The organism is Picosynechococcus sp. PCC 8807 (assembly GCF_001693295.1).
Taxonomy (GTDB): domain Bacteria; phylum Cyanobacteriota; class Cyanobacteriia; order Cyanobacteriales; family MRBY01; genus MRBY01.
Genome location: NZ_CP016483.1, coordinates 1,225,811 through 1,252,485, shown reverse-complemented (window position 1 = coordinate 1,252,485; position 26,675 = coordinate 1,225,811). Strand labels below are relative to the sequence as shown.

General features: G+C 49.3%; 27 protein-coding genes. 13 read left to right on the top strand and 14 right to left on the bottom strand.

Annotation, left to right across the window (positions count from 1 at the left end):
* Nucleotides 1-55 precede the first annotated feature (55 nt).
* Complete coding sequence (locus AWQ24_RS06060; protein WP_065716273.1) at nucleotides 56-592, top strand: TIGR02652 family protein; 537 nt, start codon at nucleotides 56-58, stop codon at nucleotides 590-592.
* Between the two features lie 14 nt (nucleotides 593-606).
* Here the strand turns inward: AWQ24_RS06060 and AWQ24_RS06055 are convergent, their stop codons facing one another.
* Nucleotides 607-1,587 carry a LysR family transcriptional regulator gene (locus tag AWQ24_RS06055; protein ID WP_012306820.1) on the bottom strand — a complete coding sequence of 327 codons (981 nt, stop codon included), beginning with the start codon at nucleotides 1,585-1,587 and terminating at the stop codon, nucleotides 607-609.
* A 142-nt stretch (nucleotides 1,588-1,729) separates the two neighbouring features.
* Here AWQ24_RS06055 and AWQ24_RS06050 point away from each other — a divergent pair, with 142 nt between their 5' ends.
* The 3 genes from AWQ24_RS06050 to miaA all read left to right on the top strand — a co-directional run bounded on the left by AWQ24_RS06050 (nucleotide 1,730) and on the right by miaA (nucleotide 3,775).
* Nucleotides 1,730-2,446, top strand: a complete 717-nt coding sequence (locus AWQ24_RS06050; RefSeq protein ID WP_065716272.1) for an NnrU family protein — start codon at nucleotides 1,730-1,732, stop codon at nucleotides 2,444-2,446.
* 89 nt (nucleotides 2,447-2,535) lie between these two features.
* Nucleotides 2,536-2,871 carry a co-chaperone YbbN gene (locus tag AWQ24_RS06045; RefSeq protein WP_012306818.1) on the top strand — a complete coding sequence of 112 codons (336 nt, stop codon included), beginning with the start codon at nucleotides 2,536-2,538 and terminating at the stop codon, nucleotides 2,869-2,871.
* Nucleotides 2,872-2,878: 7 nt separating this feature from the next.
* Nucleotides 2,879-3,775, top strand: a complete 897-nt coding sequence (miaA, locus tag AWQ24_RS06040) for a tRNA (adenosine(37)-N6)-dimethylallyltransferase MiaA (protein WP_065716271.1) — start codon at nucleotides 2,879-2,881, stop codon at nucleotides 3,773-3,775.
* Between the two features lie 87 nt (nucleotides 3,776-3,862).
* Here miaA and AWQ24_RS06035 read toward each other — a convergent pair whose 3' ends face one another.
* A complete protein-coding gene (locus AWQ24_RS06035) occupies nucleotides 3,863-4,462 on the bottom strand; it encodes an ATP-dependent Clp protease proteolytic subunit (protein WP_012306816.1) in 600 nt (199 codons plus the stop codon).
* Between the two features lie 64 nt (nucleotides 4,463-4,526).
* Entirely contained in the window at nucleotides 4,527-5,213 is a 687-nt protein-coding gene (locus tag AWQ24_RS06030; protein ID WP_065710495.1) for an ATP-dependent Clp protease proteolytic subunit, read from the bottom strand.
* Nucleotides 5,214-5,331: 118 nt separating this feature from the next.
* On the opposite strand from AWQ24_RS06030, the gene cobA reads away from it, so the two are divergent.
* A complete protein-coding gene (gene cobA / locus AWQ24_RS06025; RefSeq protein WP_065716270.1) occupies nucleotides 5,332-6,822 on the top strand; it encodes a uroporphyrinogen-III C-methyltransferase in 1,491 nt (496 codons plus the stop codon).
* A 1-nt stretch (nucleotide 6,823) separates the two neighbouring features.
* On the opposite strand, the gene AWQ24_RS06020 is transcribed toward cobA, so the two are convergent.
* From AWQ24_RS06020 to AWQ24_RS06005, 4 genes are all read right to left on the bottom strand, one after another.
* Entirely contained in the window at nucleotides 6,824-7,891 is a 1,068-nt protein-coding gene (locus AWQ24_RS06020) for a hypothetical protein (protein WP_030006286.1), read from the bottom strand.
* Between the two features lie 159 nt (nucleotides 7,892-8,050).
* The gene (locus tag AWQ24_RS06015) at nucleotides 8,051-10,552 is read right to left on the bottom strand and encodes a U32 family peptidase (protein ID WP_065716269.1); all 2,502 of its coding nucleotides are present in this window, start codon (nucleotides 10,550-10,552) and stop codon (nucleotides 8,051-8,053) included.
* 115 nt (nucleotides 10,553-10,667) lie between these two features.
* The gene (locus tag AWQ24_RS06010) at nucleotides 10,668-11,021 is read right to left on the bottom strand and encodes a DUF5615 family PIN-like protein (RefSeq protein ID WP_065716268.1); all 354 of its coding nucleotides are present in this window, start codon (nucleotides 11,019-11,021) and stop codon (nucleotides 10,668-10,670) included.
* The gene (locus AWQ24_RS06005) at nucleotides 11,018-11,263 is read right to left on the bottom strand and encodes a DUF433 domain-containing protein (protein WP_065716267.1); all 246 of its coding nucleotides are present in this window, start codon (nucleotides 11,261-11,263) and stop codon (nucleotides 11,018-11,020) included. Before AWQ24_RS06005 ends, AWQ24_RS06010 begins: the two co-directional genes overlap by 4 nt.
* 331 nt (nucleotides 11,264-11,594) lie before the next feature.
* Between AWQ24_RS06005 and AWQ24_RS06000 the strand changes: the two genes are divergently transcribed.
* On the top strand, nucleotides 11,595-12,170 hold the full coding sequence (locus tag AWQ24_RS06000) for a hypothetical protein (RefSeq protein WP_065716266.1): 576 nt from the start codon (nucleotides 11,595-11,597) through the stop codon (nucleotides 12,168-12,170).
* Nucleotides 12,171-12,178: 8 nt separating this feature from the next.
* Here the strand turns inward: AWQ24_RS06000 and AWQ24_RS05995 are convergent, their stop codons facing one another.
* The 4 genes from AWQ24_RS05995 to AWQ24_RS15900 form a co-directional block, all read right to left on the bottom strand.
* Nucleotides 12,179-13,621, bottom strand: a complete 1,443-nt coding sequence (locus tag AWQ24_RS05995; protein ID WP_065716265.1) for a sodium/glutamate symporter — start codon at nucleotides 13,619-13,621, stop codon at nucleotides 12,179-12,181.
* Between the two features lie 235 nt (nucleotides 13,622-13,856).
* Nucleotides 13,857-14,009, bottom strand: a complete 153-nt coding sequence (locus tag AWQ24_RS16225; RefSeq protein ID WP_157096833.1) for a hypothetical protein — start codon at nucleotides 14,007-14,009, stop codon at nucleotides 13,857-13,859.
* 7 nt (nucleotides 14,010-14,016) lie between these two features.
* Nucleotides 14,017-14,424, bottom strand: coding sequence for a type II toxin-antitoxin system VapC family toxin (locus AWQ24_RS05990; RefSeq protein ID WP_065716264.1), 408 nt, complete (start codon nucleotides 14,422-14,424; stop codon nucleotides 14,017-14,019).
* The gene (locus AWQ24_RS15900) at nucleotides 14,421-14,675 is read right to left on the bottom strand and encodes a hypothetical protein (protein WP_071932318.1); all 255 of its coding nucleotides are present in this window, start codon (nucleotides 14,673-14,675) and stop codon (nucleotides 14,421-14,423) included. The genes AWQ24_RS05990 and AWQ24_RS15900 overlap by 4 nt, the downstream gene beginning before the upstream one ends.
* Nucleotides 14,676-14,808: 133 nt before the next feature.
* Between AWQ24_RS15900 and AWQ24_RS05985 the strand changes: the two genes are divergently transcribed.
* Nucleotides 14,809-15,999, top strand: a complete 1,191-nt coding sequence (locus AWQ24_RS05985) for a class I SAM-dependent rRNA methyltransferase (protein ID WP_065716263.1) — start codon at nucleotides 14,809-14,811, stop codon at nucleotides 15,997-15,999.
* A 12-nt stretch (nucleotides 16,000-16,011) separates the two neighbouring features.
* On the opposite strand, the gene AWQ24_RS05980 is transcribed toward AWQ24_RS05985, so the two are convergent.
* The gene (locus AWQ24_RS05980) at nucleotides 16,012-17,310 is read right to left on the bottom strand and encodes an FIST N-terminal domain-containing protein (RefSeq protein ID WP_012306805.1); all 1,299 of its coding nucleotides are present in this window, start codon (nucleotides 17,308-17,310) and stop codon (nucleotides 16,012-16,014) included.
* A 248-nt stretch (nucleotides 17,311-17,558) separates the two neighbouring features.
* On the opposite strand from AWQ24_RS05980, the gene AWQ24_RS05975 reads away from it, so the two are divergent.
* From AWQ24_RS05975 to AWQ24_RS05960, 4 genes are all read left to right on the top strand, one after another.
* A complete protein-coding gene (locus AWQ24_RS05975) occupies nucleotides 17,559-17,897 on the top strand; it encodes a hypothetical protein (RefSeq protein WP_030006276.1) in 339 nt (112 codons plus the stop codon).
* Nucleotides 17,898-18,000: 103 nt separating this feature from the next.
* On the top strand, nucleotides 18,001-19,500 hold the full coding sequence (locus tag AWQ24_RS05970) for an AAA family ATPase (RefSeq protein WP_030006275.1): 1,500 nt from the start codon (nucleotides 18,001-18,003) through the stop codon (nucleotides 19,498-19,500).
* Between the two features lie 125 nt (nucleotides 19,501-19,625).
* Entirely contained in the window at nucleotides 19,626-19,979 is a 354-nt protein-coding gene (locus tag AWQ24_RS05965; protein WP_012306802.1) for a DUF1257 domain-containing protein, read from the top strand.
* Nucleotides 19,980-20,234: 255 nt separating this feature from the next.
* Complete coding sequence (locus tag AWQ24_RS05960) at nucleotides 20,235-20,873, top strand: hypothetical protein (protein ID WP_012306801.1); 639 nt, start codon at nucleotides 20,235-20,237, stop codon at nucleotides 20,871-20,873.
* Nucleotides 20,874-20,975: 102 nt separating this feature from the next.
* On the opposite strand, the gene AWQ24_RS05955 is transcribed toward AWQ24_RS05960, so the two are convergent.
* Nucleotides 20,976-22,277 (bottom strand): DUF3747 domain-containing protein, encoded by a 1,302-nt coding sequence (locus tag AWQ24_RS05955; protein ID WP_012306800.1) that lies wholly within the window; start codon nucleotides 22,275-22,277, stop codon nucleotides 20,976-20,978.
* Nucleotides 22,278-22,360: 83 nt separating this feature from the next.
* Nucleotides 22,361-23,998, bottom strand: a complete 1,638-nt coding sequence (locus tag AWQ24_RS05950; protein ID WP_012306799.1) for a mechanosensitive ion channel family protein — start codon at nucleotides 23,996-23,998, stop codon at nucleotides 22,361-22,363.
* A 482-nt stretch (nucleotides 23,999-24,480) separates the two neighbouring features.
* On the opposite strand from AWQ24_RS05950, the gene ftsH reads away from it, so the two are divergent.
* Complete coding sequence (gene ftsH / locus AWQ24_RS05945) at nucleotides 24,481-26,394, top strand: ATP-dependent zinc metalloprotease FtsH (RefSeq protein WP_065716262.1); 1,914 nt, start codon at nucleotides 24,481-24,483, stop codon at nucleotides 26,392-26,394.
* A gap of 5 nt (nucleotides 26,395-26,399) precedes the next feature.
* Complete coding sequence (gene yidD / locus AWQ24_RS05940) at nucleotides 26,400-26,642, top strand: membrane protein insertion efficiency factor YidD (protein ID WP_065716261.1); 243 nt, start codon at nucleotides 26,400-26,402, stop codon at nucleotides 26,640-26,642.
* The last annotated feature ends 33 nt before the right edge of the window (nucleotides 26,643-26,675 follow it).

Below are 26,675 nucleotides of genomic sequence, written 5' to 3'. Positions count from 1 at the left end.
CTTTGAGGACGGCACAGCAAAATTTTTTTATTCCAACTATACCGACACAAGTGCAATGGTTGAATCTAGCTTACATTACCCTATTTTTGGTGCTGAAATTCCCTGTCCCCATTGTCGTCAAATGATTCCAGCGTTAACTTTGACGGATAGTTATCTCTGCGATCGCCATGGTGCTTTTGAAGCAGATCCAGAAACGGAAACCTTAGTCCATCTCCAGTCCAGTCGCCAATGGAAACGCTGGGAGGAAAAATGGTACCGTCAACATACCCATCCTGACGGCATTCGCTTTGAGATCCACGAAGCCCTTGATCGCCTTTACACCCAGGGGTTACGGGCCACAAAAATTACTATCGCCCAACGCTACCAAACCTTAATGCGGCGCACCCTCGATTTTAAATCGACTCCTGGACGGGGAGACATAACCCCAACGGACTATGCTGCTCCCCCTTCAGTGCCCCACCTATACGGCCTCCCTGTGTTTTTCCATGATGCTGGCGATCGCCAAGACCGTTGGCAGATTGTCAACTTCGAGCTTGAAACCGAACCCGGCTCCCCCCGGCGTTATCCCTACCATTACCTGAGCCGAGAATAATCCCCATCAAACCCTTATTTTTGACCTGATTCTAGACCCTGGGGCATCAGCTCACTCAAATCAAACTTTTTCAACTGATTGGCAAATTGGGGCAAAATTTCGAGACAAAAGGCTTCCGCTGCCTTGGAGCGATAACGGTTTGGATTGACGATCACACTTAAAATACGCCGCACTTCCACATCTTCAATGCGCGCCCGGTGCAACACGCCCATCCGTAGTTCTTTCTCAATGGCCGTCACTGAGACAAAGGAAGCCCCTAGACCCGATTGCACAGCATTTTTGATCGCCTCGATGGAATTAAGTTCCATTTCAATCTTGAGCCGTTTGGTATCGATATCGCAGCGGGTTAAGACTTGATCAATAACCTTGCGGATCGTCGATTGAGAATCGAGGGCAATGAATTTCAGTTTGTACAAATCATCTCGATAAATGGTTTCTGCCTTGGCGAGGGGATGACTCACGGGCAAAATTAGGGACAGTTCATCCTCGGCATAGGGAACAATCTTTAACGTATCTTGCAACTCCGAAGGAACTTCGCCGCCAATGATTGCGAGATCCACTTGACCGTTAGCCACTCCCCAGGAAGTGCGTCGCGTCGAATGTACTTGCAACTGGACTGCCACATCGGGGTATTTCTGCCGGAAGCAACCAATCATCCGGGGAATGAGGTAGGTACCCGTGGTTTGGGAGGCGCCAACAATCAGGGTGCCCCCCTGGAGATTTTGTAAATCTTCAATGGCCCGACAGGTTTCTTGGCAGAGGGTAATAATTTTTTCGCCGTAATCGAGGAGAAGATAGCCGGCTTCGGTGAGTTGGGCGCGCCGTCCACCCCGGTCGAAGAGGGGGACATTGAGCTGTTTTTCGAGGTTTTGTACCTGGAGGCTGACGGCAGGTTGGGAGACGTAGAGACTATCTGCTGCCCGTTTAAAGCTTCCTTCGGTGGAGATGGCTTTGAGGATACGGAGTTGATCCAGGGTAAATGGAATGTCAGACATATAGCCTCGGCAAAAAGGGACGACAAAGAGGGATCACGGCTGGTTTTATGATTGACAGTACCATAATAAGGGGATCGTATCTCTTTTCATGGATAATATAGCCTGTACTAATTTTAAGCAAAATACTTCGATCGACGGAATTATGACGGATTTGAGCTGGTTTTCGACAAGTCACTGGATTATGGCGGGTCTTTTGCTCGGTTTTGCGATCGCCCATAGTGGTTTGGCGGCGTTGCGTCCCTGGGGCGAACAAAGAATCGGTTCTCGCCTATACCGGGTGCTCTTTGCCTTGGTGAGTATTCCCTTCGCCACTGGTTTGATTATTTACTTCTTTAACCACCGCTACGATGGCCTAGTGTTGTGGCAAGTCCAGGGGGACGTTTGGGTGAAACCGACGGTGTGGTGGTTATCGGCGATTTCGTTTTTCTTTTTGTATCCTTCGACATTTAACTTGCTCGAAATTGCGGCGGTCAAGCAACCCCAGGTGCATCTCTACGAAAAGGGGATCATTCGCATCACCCGTCACCCCCAGATGGTCGGTCAGCTGATTTGGTGCGTGGCTCACACCCTCTGGATCGGCAGTTCTTTCACGCTGCTCACTTCCATTGGTTTGATGGCCCACCATATTTTTGCGGTTTGGCATGGCGATCGCCGTCTGAGATCCCGTTATGGACAGACGTTTCTGGCGGTGAAAGAACGCACCTCGATCATTCCCTTTCTGGCGATTCTCCAGGGACGTCAACAGCTTAAACTAGAAGAATTCCTCAAGCCTGCCTATGTCGGTGTTACAGCCTTTATTGCCCTGCTCTGGTGGGGACACCCCTGGTTGATGGTGATGACGGCTAAAGTGCCCTGGTAACGGAAAAAAAGATGATCCCCAGGACCGATACAGGTAAGATAAGAGACCACAGATAATATTGAGTATGTGAGCGAAAAGAACAGGCAATTATGGTTCTATCAATCACCGAAGCGGATTTTACCCAGACTGTTTTAGAAGCCAATCAACCTGTTTTGGTGAACTTTTGGGCACCCTGGTGTGGTTTGTGTCATTTGCTCCATCCCTTTTTGGTGAAGTTGCAAAAGGAATGGGAAGGACAATTTCTTTTGGTCGATGTTAATGCCGACGATAACCTAAAGCTCGCCAATACCTATCGCCTCAAAACCCTCCCGACTTTGATCTTGTTCAACGATGGCACGATCGTCGAGCGCATCGATAAGTTCCAAAACCGCGATCGCCTTAATGCCCAGCTCGAACAACTCCTCCAGGGCGTGGTGATCCCCTAAATTTTTTATGACTGCCCCCCTCATCGTCATCTGTGGTGCCACCGCGACGGGTAAATCCGGTTTGGCCCTCAAACTTGCCGAAAAACTGGACGCGGTAATTCTTAGCGCCGATTCGCGTCAAATTTACAAAGAATTCGACATCGGTACAGCGAAACCAACCCCTGCAGAGCAGCAAAGCATTCCCCATTACCTGATCGATATCTGCGAACCGACAGAAACGCTCACCTTGGCGGAATATCAAGCCCAGGCCCAAGCACTAATCGCGCAATTTCACGCCGAACAGAAACCCGTTTTACTCGTCGGCGGCACTGGCCTTTACATTAAAGCGATTACCAAGGGCTTAAAAATTCCTCGGGTTTCGCCTCAACCGGATCTGCGCCAGCAATTTACCGACCTGGGCCAAGTCTATAGCTACCAATTGCTCCAGCAGGTTGACCCAGAAGTTTGTCAAAAAATTCATCCCAATGACCAAGTGCGTACCCTCCGTGCCCTAGAGGTTTTTTATGTCACCGGGGAACCGATTAGCGGCCAACAGGGAGAGAATCCGCCGACTTATTCGATCCTCGAAATTGGTCTCGATTGCGCTCCCGACCACCTCGATCAACGGATCCGTCAACGCACCCAGCAGATGGTTGACCAAGGCTTTGTTGCTGAGGTTGAACATCTCGGTAAAAAATATGGCTGGGATTTACCGCTCCTGAATACCCTGGGTTATGCAGAATTTCGGGATTATGTACGCGGTCAAGGGACATTAGAGGAGGCGATCGCCAACACTGTCCTCCACACCCGCCAATTTGCCAAACGCCAACGCACTTGGTTCCGCGCCAATCCAGATATTCACTGGCTCGATAACACCGCCCCAGATCTCCTGGAGCAAGCCCTCAATCTCATTACTCAACAATAGAGATTTGAAAGATTTTCCACATAAAAAAGCACCCTTTCGCGAGAAAGAATGCTTCAACGAATTTAAGGTTGAAAAATCAGACAAACATTAAGGACGTTCTTCAATTACCTTATCGATCAGGCCATATTCCAACGCTTCCTGGGCTGACATAAAGTAATCCCGATCCGTATCCTTCTCAATTTTTTCGATGGATTGACCCGTGTGGGCCGCCATCAATTCATTAAGTTGATGCTTAATGCGGATAATTTCCTTGGCTTCAATGTCAATATCTGTCGCTTGACGACGGCCTTGAATCCCACCGAGGGGCTGGTGGATCATAATCCGGGAGTGGGGCAGGGCCAGACGCTTCCCTTTCGTGCCCGCAGACAACAAAAACGCCCCCATAGAAGCCGCTAAGCCCACACAAATGGTGACTACTTCCGACTTGATGTGTTTCATCGTGTCGTAAATCGCCAGACCCGCCGTCACCGAGCCACCGGGGGAGTTGATGTAGAGATAGATCGGCTTGCTGGGATCTTCAGAATCGAGGTAAAGCATGATGGCAATAATCTGGTTTGCCAAAGCATCATTGACACCCCGACCGAGGAAAATAATCCGTTCACGGTACAAACGGTCATAGATATTGATCCAGTCAGAATAGGGCTGACCGGGCATTTGATAGGGAACTTTGGGTACACCGATGGGCATGGATTTTGTTTACCTTGATCTGAACAACGGGAAAAAATGGGGTGATTTTAAGCAATCACGAAGGCTACATAGCCGGTACGGGGGACGGCAAATCCTTCGAACTTTCGAGCACTTTATCGATAATGCCGTATTCGAGGGCCTGCTGGGGTGTCATGTAAAACATCCGGTCAGTGTCCTTTTCGAGTTTTTCGAGGGGTTGACCAGTATATTTAGACATCATTTGCAGGATTGTCCGTTTGTTTTCGATCACTTCCTTCGCCCGAATTTGAATATCGGAAGCTTGGCCCTGGGCTCCTTGGCGCGCTTGGTGAAGAATAATCGTCGAGTGGGGTAGGCTCGCGCGGCAGCCCTTCGTGCCAGCAGCAAGGATCATGGCCGCTGTTCCCATCGCTTGACCGAGGCAAATGGTGTGCACTGGCGGCGTGATGTAGTTGAGGGTATCGCAGATGGCAAAGGCTTCTGTTTCAAACCCAATGGAATCACCACCGTACCAAGAAGTCCCAGTGGAGTTGATGTACATATAAATCGGTTTATCGGGATCATCAAACTGTAAAAATAACAGTTGGGCGATGATCAGTTCGGTCACATCGACGCCAATTTGATCTTTATACTCGTCGGGAGAGACCAGGGGAAGGCCGAGATAAACGATGCGTTCTTTTAGCAGTAGGGAAGGGAGATCTGGCGGTGGTGTCCTGTAGGTGGAGCCGCCACCTCTGTAGGGTGCTTGTACAGCCTGAATCGGTGAGTTCATAGATCTTTTAATGCGTTGGGTAACGTGTTGGCGTTACGGTTGCGGGGTGTTTTTGTCTGATTTTGTCTTAGCATCTAATTTTAACGCAAGGTTTGACGGTGGTTTAGGGCGATCGCACATGGGAAAAGTATTTTTGCTGGGAGCGGGTTTAGGGACAAAGGACTATTTAACGGTGCGGGGTTGGGAGATCCTCCAACGGGCGGAAGTGGTGATTTACGACGCCCTGGGTTCCCAAGAACTGTTGGATCTGCTGCCCCAGGACTGTTTACGGTTATTCGTCGGTAAGCGAGGCGGCCAAAAGAGTACGCCCCAAGAAGAAATTAATCGCCTTTTGGTTGAGCATGGACAATCGCCAAAACGGGTGGTGCGCCTGAAGGGGGGAGATCCGTATATTTTTGGGCGATCGCACCCAGAGATTTTGGCACTCCAAGAGGCGGGCTGTGATTTTGAAGTGATTCCTGGCATTTCATCGGCCTTCGCAGCACCTTTGCTAGCGGGAATTCCCCTTACCCACAAGGATTTGGGGCGCGGCTTTTTTGTAGGGACAGCCCATGATCTAGAGGCCTTTGATTGGACAGCCCTAGCCCAATTGGAAACTTTGGTTTTTTTGATGGGGGGACGCAATTTAGAAGACATTTGTCGGCGCTTGATGGCAGCGGGGCGATCGCCTCATTTACCAGTGGCCATTGTGCGGGCAGCGGGATTACCAGAGCAGCAGGTCTGGACGGGAACGTTACAGACCATTACGAAGCAAACGGCGACGGTTCAAAAACTTTCGCCCTGTGTGATCATTGTGGGTCAGGTAGTTAGTCTCCGGGAGGATTACATGGATCGGGCTCCATTGGGTGGCAAAACAATTCTGATTACCCGCGCTGCGTCGCAATCCAGCGAATTTACTAAACTTTTGGCGGAAACTGGCGCAAAGGTCTTGGAAATGCCCGCTTTAGAGATTCGTGAGCCCTCCACCTGGGAACCCCTCGACCAGGCGATCGCCACCCTAGAAACCTTTGATTGGCTGATCCTCACCTCGGCCAACGGCGTTGAATATTTTTTCCAGCGACTCGCAACCTTGGGCAAAGATGTCCGCGCCTTAGGTAAGCTCAAAATTGCCGTCGTCGGTAAAAAAACAGAAAAATTCTTGCGCCAACACGGCCTAAAAGCAGACTATATTCCCCCTGATTTCATTGCGGATTCTTTGGTGGAAAACTTTCCCGATCCGCTGCAAAATCAAAAAATCCTTTTTCCCCGGGTCGAAACAGGCGGGCGAAAAATCCTGGTGCAAGAACTCGCCCAACAGGGTGCTCATGTGGTTGAAGTGCCCGCCTATGAATCGGGTTGTCCACGGCAAATTCCGGCGGCGGTCTGGCAAGCTCTCGAAGCACAAACCATTGATCTGGTGACCTTTGCGAGCTCTAAAACAGTGCGCAACTTTTGGCAGTTGATCCAGCAGCAGGGGGGGGATTTAGCGTTGTTAAAACCGCTGAAAATTGCCTCCATTGGCCCCCAAACTTCCCAGACTTGTTTAGACCTTTTCCAGCGGGTTGATCTCGAAGCCGAGGTCTACACCCTAGAAGGCTTACGGGATGCTATTCTGGCCCATTACATATAATTCACAATCCCGAAGAGCGGACTTGATAGGGGATTTCTTCGATGGGGAGATTGTCTAAATTCCAGTCGGCGTAATGTAATTGGAGGCGTTTTTCGCCCGCATATTCAACGATTTTGCCGCCATATAAACGGGCATCGGTGCCGAGGCTTTGGATTTTGATGCTGCCGTTAAAGACCGTGGCCCGGGCGAGATAAATCACCAAATCGTCGCGGGAAGGGCGATTGACCGTGGTACTGGCAGTGAGGTGGGCTAAACCCCGTTCGTCTAATTCTTGGGCGATCGCCACCGCTGTATTGCGAATGCCACGAATCGCCACAATATTAGCCGCCACCGCCATCGTAATGTCAATTTTTTTTGTATCCGTCAGGACGGCATTGTGGGCTAAAAAATGGAAATTTTCTTCCCCTAAATCATTGCGAATGCGGCGATGGATCGGATTATGGGCGTTGTAATTTTTCAAAGTACCGACAATTGCACCACAGGCGTTGCGGGGTTCGCGCCACGGCGATTCACGGGTTTTGCCATAAACCTGTTTGCCATCCTGACGCAGTCGGCCCACATGGGTTTTGAGATCAATGGCCACAAGGGAAATGGACTGGGGATTGCCTGCGTACACACGCCGCTTTAAAGATTCATCTAGCTCGTGGGCCACGGTGACATGGGCTAAGGTTTCGCCGTCATCGGTGCCCCCACCCGCCGGGAAAAAGGCCTCTAATTTTAATTCGCCAATTTCCGAGAGGGTGGCAAAACGGGAAGCAACGACATCTCGATAACGCTTTGTGGCTTCCCCCTGGTGAATGCGATCGCCGCAGTTGGTGTAGGCGAGGGTCGTCACCACACTGGGCAAACTCATATCGGCCCCGCAAGCTTTAATATCCGTTGAATCGGAGGCAACAAATTGCAATTCATCCCGCAAAATCTGGAGGCCGCTGATCAGGGCATAGCGATCGCTGACGATTTCGTTCAGGTAATTATGATAGGCATTACGCTCCATCCCAAAACTGGCCGCGAGTTGCCAAAATTGTTTAACCCGTGCTTCGGTGGGGGCCGCATTAAAGGGTAGAGTCATAAAATTTTATCTGGAACGTTGATGTGATTGATTGTGGCGTCTTGGGGGAGATGACTATGGTCAGTCTATTTAACGACCCATAATTGCGGTGCGGCCCATTGCTGATCATGATCTGTGACAGTTTTGCTTGGATTTGGAGGAAGCAGGGCGATCGCCTTTTTATTCTAGCGAACCACGGGTCACCCCTAATTGATTTTGGAGCTTGAGGGTTTGCCAAAGCTGTGCCCCAGAAATTTTTCCTGTGAGTAATTTTTGGTAAAGATCAATGGTTTTGGTAATCTCTGCGGGAGATTCATCCACAAATTCAACGCGGAAGTGCTGCACTCCCAAATCCATAAAATGCTGCATATATTCTGCGCCAGTCTGGGCGGTGCCATTAAACACCGTATTCCGACAGCCCGCATCAGCAACTAAAACATGCTCAATACCCGTGCGATCGCCTAATTTCACTTCATGACTTTCGCAGGGGCGACCACAATTAGTGAAATCGGTTCCATCGGAGAGAAACGCGCAGAAAACACAATGTTCCATGTGAAACATCGGCATATGTTGGTGGATCGTGATTTCAAACCAATTGGGGGGAGCTTTTTTAAGGAGCGATTCTAACTGGTGAATATTGAGGTCATAGGAGGCCGTGAGACGTTCTAGGGGAAAAGTTTGTTTAAAATAATTGGCACTGATTGGGTTGGAAATATTTAACGAAAAATCAGCGGTAATCCGTTCATTTTTAAAGAATTTGAGCTGGTCATAGTTCCGAATCAAATAGCCATCTGCTTGACTAGACAGCACTTGCTTGAGAATGTATTGTTCCTTGGGTTTGATGATTCGGGGCGGTGCCACCCAAATTTCCGGTTGCTGCTCAGTTTGTTGCGCCAGTTTAACTGCTTCACGGTAGTTAATCGGATTTTCAAACTCACAATAAATGGTCTGGATATTAGCCTTTAAAACAGCTTTTAATTGCGTTAAATTACGCACTAAGACAATAATTTGTGCTGCCTGTGGTGCTATTTTTTCGACAGTCGGCAATAAACTTTGATAGGATGCATCGCGATTCGATTGCCAACGCTTTGGTTGAGCGCGTAAAGTTTCTAGTTGACTGACCATTTCCCGCCGCATTCGATTTAGTTCGCTCACGGGAAGAATGGCCTCACCAAGCAGATTATTCTCTAAATCCTGGAGATAAAAAGGGGTATTTCCTAAGCGGCCAAATTGTTCCGTTAAACGTTCCGTTGTTAGGGGTTTCTTGATCGCTATGTCGAGAAGAATTTCTGAGGCGACTTGGACAATGTTGCCCTGCCCATCGCGGGCGATCGCCGTCAATTTTCCGCCAATTTCTCCGTGAATTTCTATTGTAATCGGCCGCTGGAACTGAATTTTTTCACTGGTAAAGGTTTGACGTAATTTTTTATCCAGTTCTGGATCGCTGGTTTTCCAGAGGCGATCGCCCACCCGCACCCTACGCAAATCCACATCCCGCCGCCCAAAAGTAACAATCGTATCTTTTCCCTGGGTTTCAACGGCGTAAACTCGCCCCCCTTGTTCACGATCTGCGGGTTTCCCCTGATCAAAGACCACCCCATCCCCAGCCTTTAGGGGCGCTTCTAAGTGCAAAATCACTTGTTTATCGCGACCATCACGAATTTGCTTGATTTCACCAAGGAATACACCTCTTTTCTTGCCAAAGCGACCATGAACAAGGCTTTGATTATCGATGCCGTCGAGCCAACCCGTGTACAACCCACGCGAAAAGGCCATTTCTAATTGATATTTTTCCTGGTCTGAAACCTCTTGCTCAATGCCCTGCACCGCCCGATCAATGGCCTGGCGATAAACCTGGGTGACACTGGCCACATATTCCGGTTGTTTTAAGCGTCCTTCGATTTTTAGCGACACGACGCCCGCTTTAATTAAGTCCGGCAAAACAGGTAATCCCGCCAAATCTTGGGGGCTTAGTAGGTAACGTCTGTCACCCAGATCAAATGGCTTACCATCGACAATCATTTCGTAGGGCATCCGGCAAGCTTGGGCACATTCCCCCCGATTTGCCGACCGTCCACCGAGGGATTCACTCGTTAAACATTGCCCGGAATAGGCGACGCACAACGCCCCGTGGACAAACACTTCTAGCGGCATTGAGATCTTTTGTTGCCCCAATTCCTGCTGAATTTTATTGATTTCCTTGATCGAACATTCCCGCGCCAATACCACCAAATCACAACCCAAATTTTGCGCGAACTCGACCCCTACGGCACTGGTGACGGTCATTTGCGTTGAACCATGAATCGGAAAATCGGGCGACAATTGCCGAATTAATTGGCACAGCCCCACATCCTGGACGATCGCCGCATCGACTCCCGCCGCAATAATCGACCGCAAATATTGTTCGACTGCCGCCAATTCCGAGGTGAAAATCAGCGTATTTAATGTCACATAGCCCTTCACGCCGCGCCGATGTAAGTATGCCATCAACTCCGGCAAATCTGACTCGACAAAGTTTTGTGATCGCATCCGGGCGTTGAATTTATCCAGCCCAAAATAAATCGCATCGGCTCCATTTTCTACGGCGGCGATCGCACAGTCCCAATTTCCCGCCGGAGCTAACAATTCAGGGGTGTGTAGTCGGGCGGTAGATTCTACGGATATAACAGGAGGAGTAGACATAGGAGTATCAAAATAGAGAGGCGATCGCTCCAGTAGTATAGTGGCATCCCGCCTAGGAAGGATGGGGAATAATTGGGGTGATAATCAAGCAGTGACAGCCAAAGTCAATCCACAGTTACTGATGAACGATAATTTGTGTACGGTTTAGTTCAATGTAGCGATGTTGCACAAAAAGTTGGCTAATTTGTTGAATATTTTGGGAAATAATATCTTCTAAATCTTTATTTTTGATATTGCCTGTCGAGATTAAAAGTAGTTTATAGGGCTTATTTTGGAGAAAAAAAGATTCGACAAAATCCGCATCTTTCGTAATGACAATCCTTTCTTCTTGGAGGGACAGATCATTGATGAAAGAATCAGGTGTTGCGTTTTGGGCAGGCAGATCACTCGTATGTTTCGCATCGTACCCTGCTTGATTTAAAAAATTCGCAAGTCGCTTGGGAAGTTGGGCATCGACAAGGAACTTCATGAAGCCAGACGAGTGATGGTTTTAACTTGGCTCAGTTGAGCAGCATAGAGAAGAACCGCAAAAATATCTGGTTCTTCTAAATCTTGATAATCTTCTAGAATTTCTGCATGGGTCATACCTGAACTCAGTAGTTCTAAAATGAAGGTCACAGGATAACGTAAGCCGCGAATACAAGGTTGCCCATGACAAATATTTGGGTCAATGGAAATTCGTTGGAGTAGTGAAACGGAGTGGTTATCCATCGGTATACAGTAAATTTTCTTAAGTGTATCAAGTCTCTCTAAAGGTAGGCGATCGCCTTTTATGGATATTGCAGATGGGATAACGGTAGCTAAGCTATTCCGGTACAGTACACTCAATGCTATCTGCTCCTCCAAGCATAGCGACAGAGCCTGACTTGTGCAGCAACTAAGGTCTTCACCCAATTCACTTCCCCCGGCAGGGCTATATCCCCTAACCGCATTACCAGAACCCTATCAAACCGCCTTTCGTCAGGGAAGCGTCCACCATCTGCCAGGACGGTTTTTACGTGCACAGACAGATTGGTTTGTCCAAATCTGCTTACTGCCCTTCATGATTATGTATGCATTGCCCATTCTGGGACTGGTGCCAGCTTTAATTTCCCAGGCTATCTATCAGCCCAGCAGCTACGAACGACTTTGGCAAACCCTGACCCAACAGAACTTACCGGAATTGGGGTTTACGCTTCTATTGTTCCTAATCTTGGCGGTTTTGATCGGCTATTGCACCTATCTTGCTTGGGATCTGGCCCAATCGTTCTACCGTACCTGGCATTGCTCTCGATTGCGCAAACGGAAAGAAGAAGGCTACGGGATTGTGTTGTTGTCCCATGGGCTGGTGGGCCGCTTGATTGATAATCTAGGGCGACATAATTGTCTGTGGTTACCGCGCCAGGCGATCGCCGATATTGCTTGGCACCGAATGCGCGAAGAAGGAGCGAAACGAGCCTACTGGGTAAATCGAACGCGCATCTGCTACGTTTCTGCCCAGGGGAAAAAGCACTGGCTCACCCTAGAAGGTCGCATCGTAGATCTGGGGTATTCCAACCATGGACATACCGATGACCGCGCCGATCGTGCTCTTTATGAAGTCTTAGTGAAATGGTGGAAAGGGCGATCGCCTCAATAAATACAATCTCAAAGGGAAGGCGATCGCCGTCTTTGCTGCTTGTTTTGGCGAATAATCAAGAATCCCATCGCTAGCCAGAAAATCAACAGCCCGCCCGTGAGTAATAGCACCGGCACCAGGCCAAATCGAACAACAAGCGCCGGAGCTGCCGCTGTGAATAATCCGCCGCCGACAATCGGCTCAAAGAATAATTGTTTATAAGCAAAACTCTCAAACGCACCGGTGCGGTTCTCCGGATCGACCATTCTCAATAATAAAATTCCCGTGGCCGTCACTCCCATCGACTGACCCATATCGCCGATTCCTTTTTCAAACCAATGACTCGGAAAAATGCGTGGGGCGAAATAAAGAAACATCACCACATTCCAAGTGATGCCTACGACACTCAAAATGGTAAATACACCCAAGTTGGAACCAATTACACTCAGGGAAATGGATGCCAATGCTGTCACCACCACCACATCCAGAGCTAAACCCGCAATGTTACTCATCAGCGAGCGAATAATCAAAGGCGCTAACCCCAGACGTTCCATCACCAACTGCACAATGATGCCGCCAATCAGAGCCATCGGGAATAACGGCACATAGGAGATGACTTCAAATCCCGTTTGTCCCCAGGTGACCGACTCCACCCAAACCAGTGCTTCTAGAATGAGCCAACCAATCACAATCGCCACACCGACAATCCCAAAATTGATCGACAGAGGATCAATCAGTAGATTACGCATGAGTTGGGCGCGACGACGGCGTACCTCAGGGGATTCCGTTTCTGTCAGTTCTGGCACACCGTCTAAATCTTCTACAGCTTTCTGAAAAGAAGTCACATGGCCCTTACGCCGGCCCCAATCTGCTAGCGCCGTACCAGCAACAATTCCGCCAACAATGCCCACCGTGGCAATGCCCAAGGCCAGATCCGCACCTGCCTCAAAGCCCAGTTCAGTAAACGTCTCAGCCATCCCGCCGGCGGTGCCATGCCCTCCTTCAAAGCCAATCTCGATCAAGCAAGCAGCAATGGGATTTACGCCAAATAGCGGCATCAAAATCAGCAGGGTTACCAGGATTCCCACCACATATTGACCCCAGGCCAACGTTTGCCCAAAGACGACTTGAGGGGCTGTTTTTGTCCAAATATCTTTTGGTCGTGGAATAGTCTCCCCAAGGAACAAGGCCGCAAAAACGATATTGATAAAGATCCCTGGGGATTGTGACCAAACGGCGCGAATCGGTTCTGAAAAAAGCCCCTCTGACAGGATCGAGGTTCCCCCAGAAATAGCAGTGGCGATCGCCCCCAAAACTTGAGGCCCCAGAAGTAGTGCTAATACACCAGCCACAATGGATTCCGGTAAATAAAGCCTCTGGATCCAGCGCACTTTTTGTTTGACGTACCGCCCCGCTAAAACCAGTAACGCAATTAGGATAAAGGCAAAAAAAACATCTCTGAGAGTAAACATGACCCCGTTTCGTCCACTAAATAAATATCCTGGACAGGAAAGTAATAGACTGTGCAACAGGCATGAGTACAACAAAATTCATCCTGTTTTTCCTTAATTTCATGGATGAGTTGTGCGCTAACTTACTGTTTCACTGACCTGAATAGGATTGACTTGCATCATAGGGAAAGTTTGGAATTACGGAGTGATTAGAGTTACAGAACTCTACAGAACCGCTTATCTAATGTGCCGTGTTTTACACATTGCCGTTACTGGCGAGACTGGCGAGGAACAACTCCCTTGGTCTGGCTCTACGTCGTAGGGAGTTGCGATCAGATGGCGGCACAATTTCGCCTGTTTCAGAAGGCGATCGCCCTGACCCAATTGCCCGCCGGAGTAAAGAATTCAAGGAGATTTCAAGGAACAACATCAAAAGGTTGATTTCCGGGAAGGCGATAAATGTAAAAATCTCGGTCAAGGGTAAAAATTGTCTTTTGATTCAAAACTTCAGCCGCAGTGACTAAGGAAGCATCCGCCAAATCCATCGGCACATCCCGATACTGTTCCATTAGCTGTTGCATTCGTCTCTGTTCTGCCTCGTTAGATACGTGCAATACAAGAAGCTCGTCGGCAATATAACTCCATAATTCCTGCTGCGCGAGCCATCCACCATACCGACCTAGCAAATGCATCGCCTCAGTAAAACAAGACCAAGTTGTGACCAATGGAGCTTGAAGTCTTGAAAGTACAGCCGCACAACGACTTTGATTGTTATCGTTCCGGTTAATCAGGGCAATCAAAGCCGAAGCATCGCATAGAGTCATGAAGGATGACCCCATGACTGATTTTTATCTGCCAACATATCCGCAAAAGCGTCCTTTGTCCGTGCAGATAGATCAGAGGGCTGAAACTGAACTCGGCCAATTCTATCTTGTAGTGTCTGTTCTAAGGTCATTGGCTGCTGAGGCTGTAATGCTTTAGGAGATAAAACCGTTAACCTTACTTGCTGTCCAGTCAACTCAGATGCATGCTGTAAGATCTCTTCCCAAGTTCCTTCAATCGTGCGTTGATTCATAAAAGATAGCTCTAAAAAGATATACCCACAATTATGCCAAACCTTTGATAAGCGACTTTTATCTACATCTTGATGGTGGGCGATCGCCGACGGGAACGATCAATAATAGAAGGCTGCCCATTCTACGATTCCCATGGCAAAACTCCGCGAAATCACCGTTTCCCCCCAACTGAAAAAGCATCTCGTGCAAGGCCATCCTTGGATCTATCGCGATAAATTGCCGAAGAGTCTCCGCTTTGAAACAGGGGAATGGTTGCGAGTTAAATGTGGCAATTGGACGGGATTCGGCCTTTGGGATAACAAAAGTCCCATTGCTGTGCGTATTTTCTCCCAACGGCATCTGCCTGACCGCCGCTGGTTACAACAGCAGGTACAAACGGCCTGGGATTTACGGGAACCCCTGCGCCAAAGCAGTTGCACCGCCTATCGCTGGCTCTTTGGGGAAGGCGATCGCCTGCCGGGAATTACGGTGGATCTGTATGGGGAATACGCCGTCGTGCAAACTTATATGGAAGCGGCCAATGTACTGCTCGATTGGCTCGTGCGATCGCTGCGGGAAGTCGCCCCACTACAGGGAATTTTATGGCGCACCAAACATTTAGAAAATTTAGAAGATCGCGATACAGACAGCAAAACCCAAGTGCTCTGGGGCAAGGAACCCAAGGGCGATATTACCGTGACCGAACATGGTCTGGTTTTCCAGGTAAACTTGCAAACGGGCCAAAAAACAGGCCTATTCCTTGATCATCGGGAAAATCGTAAATTTATTGGCGAAATTAGCCGCGATAAAACCGTTCTCAACTGTTTTTCTTACACCGGAGCCTTTTCTCTCTACGCCCTGCGCGGTGGTGCTAGCCAGGTGACCAATGTCGATGTGGGCAAACAATTAGCGGAAGTCGCCAACACCAACGTGCGCCTCAATCAGTTTGACCCAGGTAAACACACCTTTGTCACCGCCGACTGCTTTGATGTTCTCAACCGCTACGCCCAAGCAAAACAAACCTTCGATCTTGTAATTCTCGATCCACCCAGTTTCGCTAAAAGCAAAAAAAATCGGTTTGCCGCCATCCGTGCCTATACCAAACTCAATGCCCTCGCCCTCCAATGCGTCGCCCCTAATGGATTATTGGTTTCTGCCAGTTGCACTAGCCAAGTCAGCCCTGAAGCCTTCCGAGAAATGCTTGCCAGTGCCGCCGCCGCCGCCAATTATTACCTGCAAATTATCCACGAGGCCGGACAACCCTGCGATCATCCGGTGCCAGCCGCTTTTCCAGAGGGACGCTATTTAAAATTTGTTGTTGCGAAGGTCAGCCCCATTATTTAGCGATTATTTAACTCATGCCTTTGGGTGCAAAATTCCAAACACGGAAGTGTAGCCATGCAAAAAGGTGCGATCGCCGACGGGGCCAATTTCCCCATTGCAGAAAAATCCCCCTAAATTGGGTGTTGGCAAGGCCGTAGAAAAGAGGGTCGAATCAAAATTTGGCTCCCCATAGAGTCCCTTCCCGCGACCGAGACAGGCAAACATCAAGGCTCCAAAAGGAGGTTCCAGCGGATCATTTGCTTGGAACTGTTGTAACAGCACCGAGAGATCTTCCGCTGAAGTCTCTGCATCCCGCAGGTGAAACTGTACCCTTTGGCCCGCCCGAATGCGATCGCCCACGGCGATCGCCCCAGCCCTAGGGTCTACCCCAAGTAAGTTGCGAATGAGAAAATCCCCGTGGATAAGCTTTTGTTTAAAGGCATCCATCGCAATGCCGATAAAAAGAGAATCCTGGGCGAGGGCTTGATCTTCTTCATCCAACTCGGCGATCAACTCCTGCAAAAATCGTAGGGGGGAGCCATGGCGGAGCTGTTCACCCTCGGCCACCGATAATTCCGTGATGATATTGCGATCGCATTGGGTAATTTGATACACCTCACCGATGGGCCGACATCCCTGGGCGACAACGGTCTCCATCTGGATATTTCCAGCCAAAGCCACCCCCACTGTGCCAGACCGCAACAGGGTTGGTTCTTGGTCGGCTTCGTAGTAAAACAAACCGCTGGCTGTTCTGCCGCCGGAGCTTGTTAGTCCTCCTACCTTTGCCGCATTTGGATAGGCAAAATCAAGGCCCGCCAACAGATCCGTAATACTCGACGAAAAGGGATCCGCCAGCAAAATAAAATTCGGTTCCGCCTCGGGGCTAACCCCAAAAATGTCGATCCAAGGGTCTGGGGCGCTATCTAAATCAGGTAAATCTTTCTCGGTGACATGGAAAGGCACGACTTCCACATCTGGTAAATGGGCCACCGTTAAACTAAGGGCGGGTTGTCCTTCACATTCTTGGGTTTCTCCGGTTGCGTCGGTGCCAATAATACTCACGCCACCGCAACCAATCACTACTTTGCAGGCTAATTTTTCAGTCAAGAGCGGCAAGATCCGGGCATATTCGCTGGCAAACGCGGCTGAAATGAAGAGAATGGCCAGATCTGCACTACCAGAGAGATTTTCTTGGATTTGGGCAACGGCTTCATCAATGGCTCCTTCTAGGGACGCTTGGGTCGAGAGGGCATTTAGCCACTGAAAAGGATGGGTATCGACTGCGGGTTGTGCCCCAGTGATTCCTAATTTTTTCCACAATGCCTTAAGCATACTGACACATCTTGAATCGGTTGCGGTTTTTGAGATTCTCCCAAAGTCTTTAGCTTACAGGGAAAAGGCCAGAGAAAACCAGGGTCTACCCCCAGACAGATGGCAATTTCCTCACAGTGGCAATCGCCTAGATTTTGTAACGGAATATTACAAAAAAGACGGCATAACGCTATGGCAGCTTGACGGTCTCCGGTGGGCTGGGTACAGTAGGGCGGTATACCCCATCGGGTAAAGCTTCCATTAGTTGTATGCAAGATAAGCAAAAAGTCACCCTCTATCTGCCTGCGGCGATCCATCGTCAGCTCAAAATCAAGGCAGCCCTCGATGCAGATTCCATGTCTGCTTTAGTGGAAAAAGCCGTGGCCTTCTATCTACAACACCCTGAAGTGGTAGAAGAAGTACAAGAAACCTATGGCCAGACCCACCGTGTCCACATTTGTCCCGATTGCGAAGGGGCGGTGGTACTCCGGGATGGACAACTGGTTTCCCTCAAGAGGCAGCCAACGGTACTCCTTGATGAAGAGATTGCACAGGATCTGCAAAGTGCAAAGGGTGCTGCGGATGGGGCAGAACTAGTCACTTGCTAGCTGTCCGATTGGCGATCGCCGTTTATTTTTCTCCCGATTTACCTCCACTCTGGTCGATGTGGTGCCGCCTAATTCCCCCTTTTAGAACGTCAGGACTAAACCCATGAAAGAAGAGCTCAATACCCTCATTCAAGCTCAATACCCCCTGATCTACCTCATCACCCCCGAGGAGGAACGGGCCGAGGCGGCGATCGCCCACATTGCGCAACTGTGCGAATACCAAAATGTTTTCGTCTGGACGATGACCCATGGCTTGGTGGAATATGGTTCCGACCGAAAGCCCCAAACTCGCACTCTCTCAGCAGAAGCGGCCATTCGTGAAGTCATTCACCATAACGACTCTGGCATTTTTATCTTTAAGGATCTACATCCATTTTTAGATGATCCCAGCACCGTCCGTTGGTTACGGGATGCGATCGCCAGCTTTAAGGGTCAACAGAAACACATCATTTTAATGTCCCCTTACCAAAAGGTGCCCCTCGAACTCGAAAAAGACATTGTTGTCCTCGATTTTCCTTTCCCGACCCTTGACGAACTCGATCAAGTGCTCGCCCAGTACCTCAATCCCCGGCACCCCATCTCCCCCGTCGTGCGAGAAAAACTCCTCAAGGCAGCCCTGGGGTTGACCAAGGACGAAGCGGAAAAAGTCTATCGCAAGGCCCAGGTTAAGGCGAAGAAACTGACCGCCTCGGAAGTAGAAATTGTCCTCTCCGAGAAAAAACAACTGATTCGCCGTAACGGTATTCTCGAATTTATCGAAGAAGACGAAACCATTGACGCCATCGGCGGCTTAGAGGAACTCAAGCGCTGGCTTAAACAACGCTCCAATGCCTTTACCGAAGCAGCACGGGAATATGGACTACCCCAACCCAAGGGAATGTTGATTCTTGGTGTACCGGGTTGTGGTAAATCACTCCTGGCTAAAACAACTTCTCGGTTATGGGGTCTTCCCCTCCTGCGTCTCGATATGGGGCGGGTATATGATGGCTCCACCGTAGGCAAATCCGAAGCAAACCTCCGCAGTGCCCTTAAAACCGCCGAGTCCATTTCTCCAGCGATTCTCTTTATCGACGAATTAGACAAAGCCTTTGCCGGTTCCTCTGGATCTGCGGATTCCGATGGAGGCACCTCCAGCCGTATCTTTGGCTCGTTTCTCACCTGGATGCAAGAAAAAGAATCCCCCGTTTTTGTAATGGCCACCGCAAACCGAGTGGATCGGCTACCAGGGGAATTTCTTCGGAAAGGACGATTCGACGAAATCTTTTTCGTGGATCTCCCCAACCCCAGCGAACGAGAAGCGATCTTTAATATCCATCTCCACAAACGTCGGCCAGTCGGCGATCGCTTCGACACAGAACAACTGGCAAAAATTTCAGAAGGTTTTTCCGGTGCGGAAATCGAACAGGCGATCATTGCCGCCATGTACGAGGCCTTTGCCCAAGATCGCGAGTTTACCCAACTCGACATTATCGCCGCGATCAAGGCAACCTTGCCCCTTTCCCGCACCATGACTGAACAGGTCAATAGTCTCCGCGATTGGGCCAGACAGCGCGCCCGACCTGCTTCAGCCTCCGTCGCCGAATACCAGCGATTGGAGTTCTAACAGGCTTAATCTGTCCCGGATTAAGGTCAACAAGATTCCCAGCTTGTTGGCATTTAAAAAACCACTTTATTAGTGGTCTTTACACAAAAAAACTCAAATGTTGTTGTTTTTGGAGAATTATTCCAATGTCCCACTTTAGCACTCTCCGCACTAAAATTACCGATGCCGCAGTTCTCAAGACTTCCCTGCAAGACCTCGGAATTTCTGTGAATACCGATGCTGCAGTTCGTGGCTACAACGGCCAACAGATTCAAGCAGACATCGTGGCTACTCTCGAAGGCGATTATGACCTCGGCTGGACTCGCAATGCCGACGGCAGCTTTGACCTCATCGCCGACCTATGGGGTGTCGCGAAGAAGCATAACCAAACTGAACTGATCAATTCCATCAACCAGAAGTACGCTATCAATAAGACCCTCGCTGAAGTTAAGCAACGTGGTCTCAACAATGCGAACGTCAAGCTGGTATTGCAAAAGTAACGACTAAATGCGTTCCCACGAAGAGCTAGGGTTGGTCTCATCGCAGAGATCAACCCTTTTTCATTGGGTCTTGTGCTGGGGTCTGAGGGTAGATCAATATTTCAGCAGCGAGACTCAATTAAGTAACATTAAAAGAAGTGCATCTCCTTAGTCTAAATGTTTAGGATTGCAGAAAGCGGCCCATCGTTTTGTGCCTCATTATTTTTGGCATGGAGAAGGTCACGGGCTCAATTTAAAATGTTGGTCTAAAATTTTATGAAATCTAAATTTTTACTTTTTTTGAGTGTCGCAACGCTTCAGGCTGCTCTATTCGGCTGCGGACTCGTTGGCAATAATACGTCCGGTGAGCAAAATACTTCAGGTACAGAAGAAACAACCAGTGAATCAACCGCGACGAATGAGTCCACCAACGTCACGGCAGATTGGGTTGATTTTCAAACGGAAAATGGCAAACTCGCAGTTAAATTTCCAGGCACGCCTCAAACGGAAAGTCAAACAACTCCCTCTGATCTGGGTGAACTACAGTTCACGATGACTTCCTACGCGGACGACGCCAACACGCAATTTTTTATGGTGAGTAGTGTTACGTATCCGGTTTCTCCTGATCAATATGATGCGGCCCAGGGACTTGAAGCGGCCAAGGAAGGGGCGGCCAGCAACTCAGGTTCAACGATTGTTTCCGATGAGCCGAGTGATAAGTTTGGGATTCCGGGGAAAAAACTGGTGATGAACGCAGCCCAGGATAATGGCGAAGTTTATACCACCCGCGCTGAAATCTACATCGATCCCAACGGTCCCACCCTCCACCAGATTTTGATGGTGACGGAAGGCGATCGCGTGGATAGTCCAGAAGCCAACGCATTTTTTGATTCTGTCAATATTACGCCTATCTAAACTTTTCGGTTGGTAAAAGCCTGATATAGCAATAGCCCCGATGGATAAACACCAGGGCTATTTTTTTATGGTCTTTTTATGGCCAAGATTTAAAGGGAAAATTTATCGCACGCTACATTGGAGTGTCCGGAGGGTGGCAGCGGCGGCATAGTTCCGTTGGGAGGCAGTATCGGGGAAAAAGCGATCGCCACTTTCATTCAAAGGAGAAGCGACGCGACAGTAAGTAGACATCTGGGCAGCCAAATCATTGGCCCAGTGACCCGCTGTATCACTAAAAGCAATGGGGCCATTGGTGGCCACGAGGGTCATCGGTTGACCTTGGGCGGCCTTGGCATATTCTGCGGTGCGACGGAGAACAGCTAACAGTTCGGCCCGGGTGACGGGTTGAGTAGGTTGGAAAGTCCCATCGGGATAGCCACTGACAATATTGTTCGCCTGGGCCCAGGTAATTTTCGCCGCACTCCAACGGTCGGCAGCCACATCAGGATAGGGGGCATTCGCAACTTGGGTGGGCACAGCCAGGGAAGCATTGGGAAGAGCTTGGAGACCTTCAATGGCCATGGAAACCAACTGTTCGCGGGTCAGGACATCGGTGGGCCGGAAGGTATTGTCGTTAAAACCAGCAATAAAACCGACATTCACCGCTTGGGCAATTTCGTTACGGTAAATATCACCACTGATATCAGTAAATTGGGCCACCGTACTGCCGGGATCAGGCGTTTCAGAGGGATTTGTAATTTCTGGTGGGGAGATTGCCAGACCGGGGAGACTATCGACCGTCACAATTGAACTCTGCGTAATGCCCGCAACTAAGTCATCAATGGTGGGTTTTTTAAGGACGGCGAACTGGCGGCCCTCGTTAGAAAAGTAAAAGTGGCCCAGGGGTCGCTCTTCAAAGGTACGGCGGGTAAATTCCCAACCGGGGAGGAGGTTGAACTTAAGGAAGCCTTCGGTGAGACCATTACTACGGCCAATGACAATTTCTTCTTGATCGTTATCTTTGGGAGTGGCGACCAACAAAATTTCATTTTCGAAGCGAGTGATGCGCAATAGGTGGCTCTGGCCAAAATCTTGCCCATTGATCCGCATGGAGTAGCCATTACTATCGGTGCTGCGGCGACAATAGCCAGTAAAGTCAAAGTTCAGCAGCAGGGGATCAATGCTGGTCGGATTTGCGCCACTTTCGGCCCAACATTCTTTGCGGTCTTCCCGTTCGAGCTGTTCGACCACGAGGAGGTTATAGCCACCGTTACTGAGGGGGACGGCGATCGCCGCCATGGATTCGGGGTTGATCTCTGCTTCTCCAAAAACAGTTTGGGCTTGGGCGCGTCCCAAAGGTACAACACTACTGAGGGTTGCAAGGGCGATCGCCAACATTTTTCCGGATAAGGCAGCTTTAGACATGACAAATAATCTTGGATTTTAGACAACTACTGCTCCCATTAGACTGAATTTCGCCTATTTTGAGCCCAGCTATTACAAAAGTCTTACATATTTTCCGAATCTCGAAGTGAATCGAGGTCAGGGGCTTCATTTTTGAAGATGAGTACACGGCGGGCAAAGGGAATTTCGATCTGTTCGCGGTCGAAGGCTTCTTTGATTAACTTCCGCAGGAGACGCTGCACCGGTAGATGTTTTCCTGGTTTCACCTTGGTAACCGTGCGGATGGTGAGTTCAGATTCGGCAAAGTTATCGAGGCCATCAATGCGGGTCGGTTCGAGCACATCAGGGTGTAAGCCTTGAATTTGGTGGCCCACATCCCCTAGAACCTGATACACATGGTCTAAATCTGAGTCGTAAGCGACCCCAACATAAACCACCGAATACACATAATCTTTGGAGTAATTCACAATGGTCTTGATGTCGCCATTGCGGATGATATGTAGCCGTCCCCCTGTATCGCGGATGCGTGTGACCCGCAGATCCATTTCTTCGACAAGGCCTGTGGCATTATCCGTTTCGACAAAATCACCGACAAGGTAGTAATTTTGCAACAAAATGGAAAAGCCATTGACGAGGTCATTGATTAAATTTTGCGCCCCAAGCCCCACTGCTAAACCCAAGATCCCGGCCCCGGCGAGGATCGGTGTCGGGTCAATGTCAAAGACATAGAGAATTGAAACGCCACTCACAAAATAAATGCAGTAGCGTACGGTGTTTTGCACCAGGGGGATAAAGGTTAAACGACGGCGTTGTTGGACAGGACTGAGGTTTGGCGATCGCAACAATAATTTTTCGACAATGATATTGCTCAGTTCGATCACCAGGGCCGCGATGAAAATAATCAGGATAATTTGATTCGCCGGGATCGCATAGGGGGCAATGTGATCGAGTAGGGGAAATTGGGCACAAATCACTCCGGCGATCGCCAGATAAATGCCCGTTTCTAAACAACGTTTTGTGAGGCCCAATAAATAACGAAACCGGGGGTAAAATCGCAGGGGAGACCGGGGATGTTTGGCAATAAATTCCGTTGATAAACCATCTAAAGTATCCAGCAAAGAAAACGATGCCCGCACAGCAATGATCCCAAAGCAAAGCAAAAAATAAACTTTGATCGCGAGATAAAAATATTGGGTAATGCTCGGAGGGACAAACAAAAAATTGAGGCACACCACCAGGGCCAAAATCCAAAGACCATTGGCGATCGCCAAATCAATGGCCTTAAAGAGCGTATCTAAGCTGTGGTTATTGCCTTCGATATTTTTCCAAGCTTTGAGGCGATCGCCAGCCCGTTTCAAGCGTGGCCGCAGAGAAGCGATCATTAAACTCACGAGCAACAGAAGTAAAACACTTTTTAATAAACCGAGGGCGAGCCTTTGCCACTGTTCCGGAGAGATGCCGTTAATTAAATCAAGGAGATAAAGGTAAGGGGATTTTTGTTGAAGGAATAAATAACCATTTAAGGCAGCAATGATTATGGCCCCGGTGATCTTAATGACGAAGAGGGATTTATTAAGGATTTTTTGGGTTAAATTTAGGGGATTTTGTCCTTGTTTTTCTGGCACCCATTGGGCTAGACGTTTCAGGGTCAAAATAATTAAAAATTGTCCCACAGTGATCGCGATTAAAAAGAGAATAATCTCGGCGATCACCACACCAAGATCGAGGAGGATCCCATTCATGTTTTCTGTCTTTGCACCGTTTTTGACTGAAATTCGAGATTGCGGTTAGTTCTTTTTTTTAACAATCTCGGCTTCAACTTAGCAAAAACACCATCCCATACCGCAGCCCAAAAATAAATTACAAAAAAAATTAACCTACTGTATTTACCAACGGGCAGCAACCATCATTTTTTTCCTTAACGCTCCAAAGATCAAGCTAAACCATCGCCTGGGATCGCAATGCGAGTCACGATCTAAACTTTTTTGGGGTGGTGAAAGTTCAGCCAAAAAATCACTGTGGATAGAGTCGGAGTTGTTTTCTGTGATCAAGATTCAATTTACTCCTTGCCATGGTGATTAAGCGGCTATTAGTAACGGCTTTTGGGTGAGGAAATTTGCGGGAAACAGAGGGAGATTTTGGCGTAAAACCAAGGGAAGCACCCCGATTAGGAAAGGAAAACTCTAGAATAAGAACAGTTTCTCTGTCGTTGTCCCTCCGAAATATGAAGCACTATCGTCACCTCCTTCCGAGCAAGCAGAAGCATCAGGCCAAACCTCGTTTTAAGTGGCGAGCTGGGATGGCTAATTTTCTTTTGAGCCAAGCCTTACTGTGGGGAGGGGGAACGGCGACGATCGCTCAGACAGAATCAACGGAATCGACGGAGACCTTGAACTACGGAGAGCTGCTCCAGGATATCCGACAAAACCAGGTGGATCGCTTCGTCCTTGACCCAGAAACCAATACGGCCCAGGTCACACTCCGGGGGCAAACTGAGGAAGAAGCCCAGACCATCCAGCTCCTTAACAATAACCAAGAACTCCTCGCCGCTCTCCGGGAAAATAATGTTGACTTTGAGGTGGTGCCTTCCCAGGATCATTCGGTGGCGATCGCCATTTTTACCAATCTCCTGCTTTTTGGGATTCTGATCGGGGGGCTAGTGCTGATTATCCGCCGCTCGGCCAGTATGCAGAATAACGCCATGAACTTTGGTCGCTCTAAGGCGCGTTTTCAGATGGAAGCGGAAACGGGGATCATGTTTAAGGATGTGGCTGGGGTCGAGGAAGCCAAGGAAGAACTCGCCGAAGTGGTCACTTTCTTAAAAGAACCGAATAAATTTACGGCAATTGGTGCGAAGATCCCCAGAGGAATGCTCCTCATTGGCCCACCGGGGACGGGTAAAACGCTCTTAGCAAAGGCGATCGCCGGGGAAGCTGGGGTGCCATTTTTTAGTATTTCCGGCTCTGAATTTGTGGAAATGTTCGTGGGGGTTGGCGCGTCACGGGTGCGGGATCTCTTCCGCAAGGCCCAGGAAAACGCTCCCTGTCTTGTTTTTATCGATGAAATTGATGCGGTCGGTCGCCAACGGGGCGCAGGCATTGGTGGGGGAAACGATGAGCGGGAGCAGACCCTAAACCAATTGCTCACAGAAATGGATGGTTTTGAAGGAAATTCCGGAATTATTGTGATCGCCGCCACCAACCGCCCTGATGTCTTAGATCAAGCCCTCCTGCGTCCCGGCCGCTTTGATCGCCAGGTGACTGTGGATTATCCAGACCGTTTGGGGCGTTTAGCGATCCTCGAAGTCCATGCCCAAGATAAAAAAGTCGCTGAGGATGTTGATCTAGAGGCGATCGCCCGGCGTACCCCTGGTTTTTCGGGGGCAGATCTAGCAAACTTACTCAACGAAGCCGCCATTTTCACCGCCCGCCGCCGCAAGGAAGCAATTACCACTAGCGAAATCAATGACGCTATTGATCGGGTCGTAGCAGGGATGGAGGGGACAGCCCTCACCGATGGCAAAAGTAAACGTCTCATTGCCTACCACGAAGTGGGCCATGCCATTGTTGGCACCATCCTCAAAGACCACGATCCCCTCCAGAAAGTCACCATTATTCCCCGGGGCCGCGCCCAAGGCCTAACCTGGTTTACCCCCAACGAAGAACAGGGTCTGACCACCAAAGCCCAATTCCGCGCCCAAATCGCCGTGGCCCTGGGGGGACGTGCCGCCGAGGATATTGTCTTTGGCTACGATGAAATCACCTCTGGAGCCTCCCAGGATATCCAAATGCTCACGAACATTGCCCGTCAAATGGTGACAAAGTTTGGGATGTCTGAACTGGGTCACTTTGCCCTAGAAACCAATCGGGGTGAAGTTTTCCTCAGAAATGATTGGTTTGGGGAGCGGCCTGAATATTCCGAGGCGATCGCCCAGCGCATTGACCTCAAGGTGCGCGAAATTATCAACGAGTGCTACGAAACTGCCAAGCAAATCATTCGGGACAATCGTCAACTTGTCGATCGTCTGGTGGATCGTCTCATCGAAGAAGAAACCATCGAAGGCGAAGACTTTAGTCGTCTCGTCAACGAAGCCCTTGGTCAAACCATCGACCTCCAAAAAACCGCTTCCGTTGCCTAAATGCCATGAAAAGCTTAGTCCTCTGGAGCATCAAAGGCTACCGTCGCTGGATTTCCCCCCTATTCCCCCCTAGTTGTCGCTTTCAGCCCACCTGTTCCCAATATGCCCTCGAAGCCGTGGAACGCTTTGGTGTACTCCGGGGCAGTTGGCTCGCCCTGAAGCGCCTTGGCCGCTGTCACCCGTTTCACCCTGGGGGTTATGATCCGGTGCCCCATCTTTGCCATCACGATTTAGACAACACGCCCTAGGACATTTGTTCCTCATTTCGGTTTTATCCATCG

Bases quoted from the DNA above. Each gene is read 5' to 3' on its own strand.
- AWQ24_RS06060 (WP_065716273.1), top strand. From the start codon at position 56: ATGGTTGAATCTAGCTTACATTACCCTATTTTTGGTGCTGAAATTCCC.
- AWQ24_RS06055 (WP_012306820.1), bottom strand. From the start codon at position 1,587: ATGTCTGACATTCCATTTACCCTGGATCAACTCCGTATCCTCAAAGCC.
- AWQ24_RS06050 (WP_065716272.1), top strand. From the start codon at position 1,730: ATGACGGATTTGAGCTGGTTTTCGACAAGTCACTGGATTATGGCGGGT.
- AWQ24_RS06045 (WP_012306818.1), top strand. From the start codon at position 2,536: ATGGTTCTATCAATCACCGAAGCGGATTTTACCCAGACTGTTTTAGAA.
- miaA (WP_065716271.1), top strand. From the start codon at position 2,879: ATGACTGCCCCCCTCATCGTCATCTGTGGTGCCACCGCGACGGGTAAA.
- AWQ24_RS06035 (WP_012306816.1), bottom strand. From the start codon at position 4,462: ATGCCCATCGGTGTACCCAAAGTTCCCTATCAAATGCCCGGTCAGCCC.
- AWQ24_RS06030 (WP_065710495.1), bottom strand. From the start codon at position 5,213: ATGAACTCACCGATTCAGGCTGTACAAGCACCCTACAGAGGTGGCGGC.
- cobA (WP_065716270.1), top strand. From the start codon at position 5,332: ATGGGAAAAGTATTTTTGCTGGGAGCGGGTTTAGGGACAAAGGACTAT.
- AWQ24_RS06020 (WP_030006286.1), bottom strand. From the start codon at position 7,891: ATGACTCTACCCTTTAATGCGGCCCCCACCGAAGCACGGGTTAAACAA.
- AWQ24_RS06015 (WP_065716269.1), bottom strand. From the start codon at position 10,552: ATGTCTACTCCTCCTGTTATATCCGTAGAATCTACCGCCCGACTACAC.
- AWQ24_RS06010 (WP_065716268.1), bottom strand. From the start codon at position 11,021: ATGAAGTTCCTTGTCGATGCCCAACTTCCCAAGCGACTTGCGAATTTT.
- AWQ24_RS06005 (WP_065716267.1), bottom strand. From the start codon at position 11,263: ATGGATAACCACTCCGTTTCACTACTCCAACGAATTTCCATTGACCCA.
- AWQ24_RS06000 (WP_065716266.1), top strand. From the start codon at position 11,595: ATGATTATGTATGCATTGCCCATTCTGGGACTGGTGCCAGCTTTAATT.
- AWQ24_RS05995 (WP_065716265.1), bottom strand. From the start codon at position 13,621: ATGTTTACTCTCAGAGATGTTTTTTTTGCCTTTATCCTAATTGCGTTA.
- AWQ24_RS05990 (WP_065716264.1), bottom strand. From the start codon at position 14,424: ATGACTCTATGCGATGCTTCGGCTTTGATTGCCCTGATTAACCGGAAC.
- AWQ24_RS15900 (WP_071932318.1), bottom strand. From the start codon at position 14,675: ATGAATCAACGCACGATTGAAGGAACTTGGGAAGAGATCTTACAGCAT.
- AWQ24_RS05985 (WP_065716263.1), top strand. From the start codon at position 14,809: ATGGCAAAACTCCGCGAAATCACCGTTTCCCCCCAACTGAAAAAGCAT.
- AWQ24_RS05980 (WP_012306805.1), bottom strand. From the start codon at position 17,310: ATGCTTAAGGCATTGTGGAAAAAATTAGGAATCACTGGGGCACAACCC.
- AWQ24_RS05975 (WP_030006276.1), top strand. From the start codon at position 17,559: ATGCAAGATAAGCAAAAAGTCACCCTCTATCTGCCTGCGGCGATCCAT.
- AWQ24_RS05970 (WP_030006275.1), top strand. From the start codon at position 18,001: ATGAAAGAAGAGCTCAATACCCTCATTCAAGCTCAATACCCCCTGATC.
- AWQ24_RS05965 (WP_012306802.1), top strand. From the start codon at position 19,626: ATGTCCCACTTTAGCACTCTCCGCACTAAAATTACCGATGCCGCAGTT.
- AWQ24_RS05960 (WP_012306801.1), top strand. From the start codon at position 20,235: ATGAAATCTAAATTTTTACTTTTTTTGAGTGTCGCAACGCTTCAGGCT.
- AWQ24_RS05955 (WP_012306800.1), bottom strand. From the start codon at position 22,277: ATGTCTAAAGCTGCCTTATCCGGAAAAATGTTGGCGATCGCCCTTGCA.
- AWQ24_RS05950 (WP_012306799.1), bottom strand. From the start codon at position 23,998: ATGAATGGGATCCTCCTCGATCTTGGTGTGGTGATCGCCGAGATTATT.
- ftsH (WP_065716262.1), top strand. From the start codon at position 24,481: ATGAAGCACTATCGTCACCTCCTTCCGAGCAAGCAGAAGCATCAGGCC.
- yidD (WP_065716261.1), top strand. From the start codon at position 26,400: ATGAAAAGCTTAGTCCTCTGGAGCATCAAAGGCTACCGTCGCTGGATT.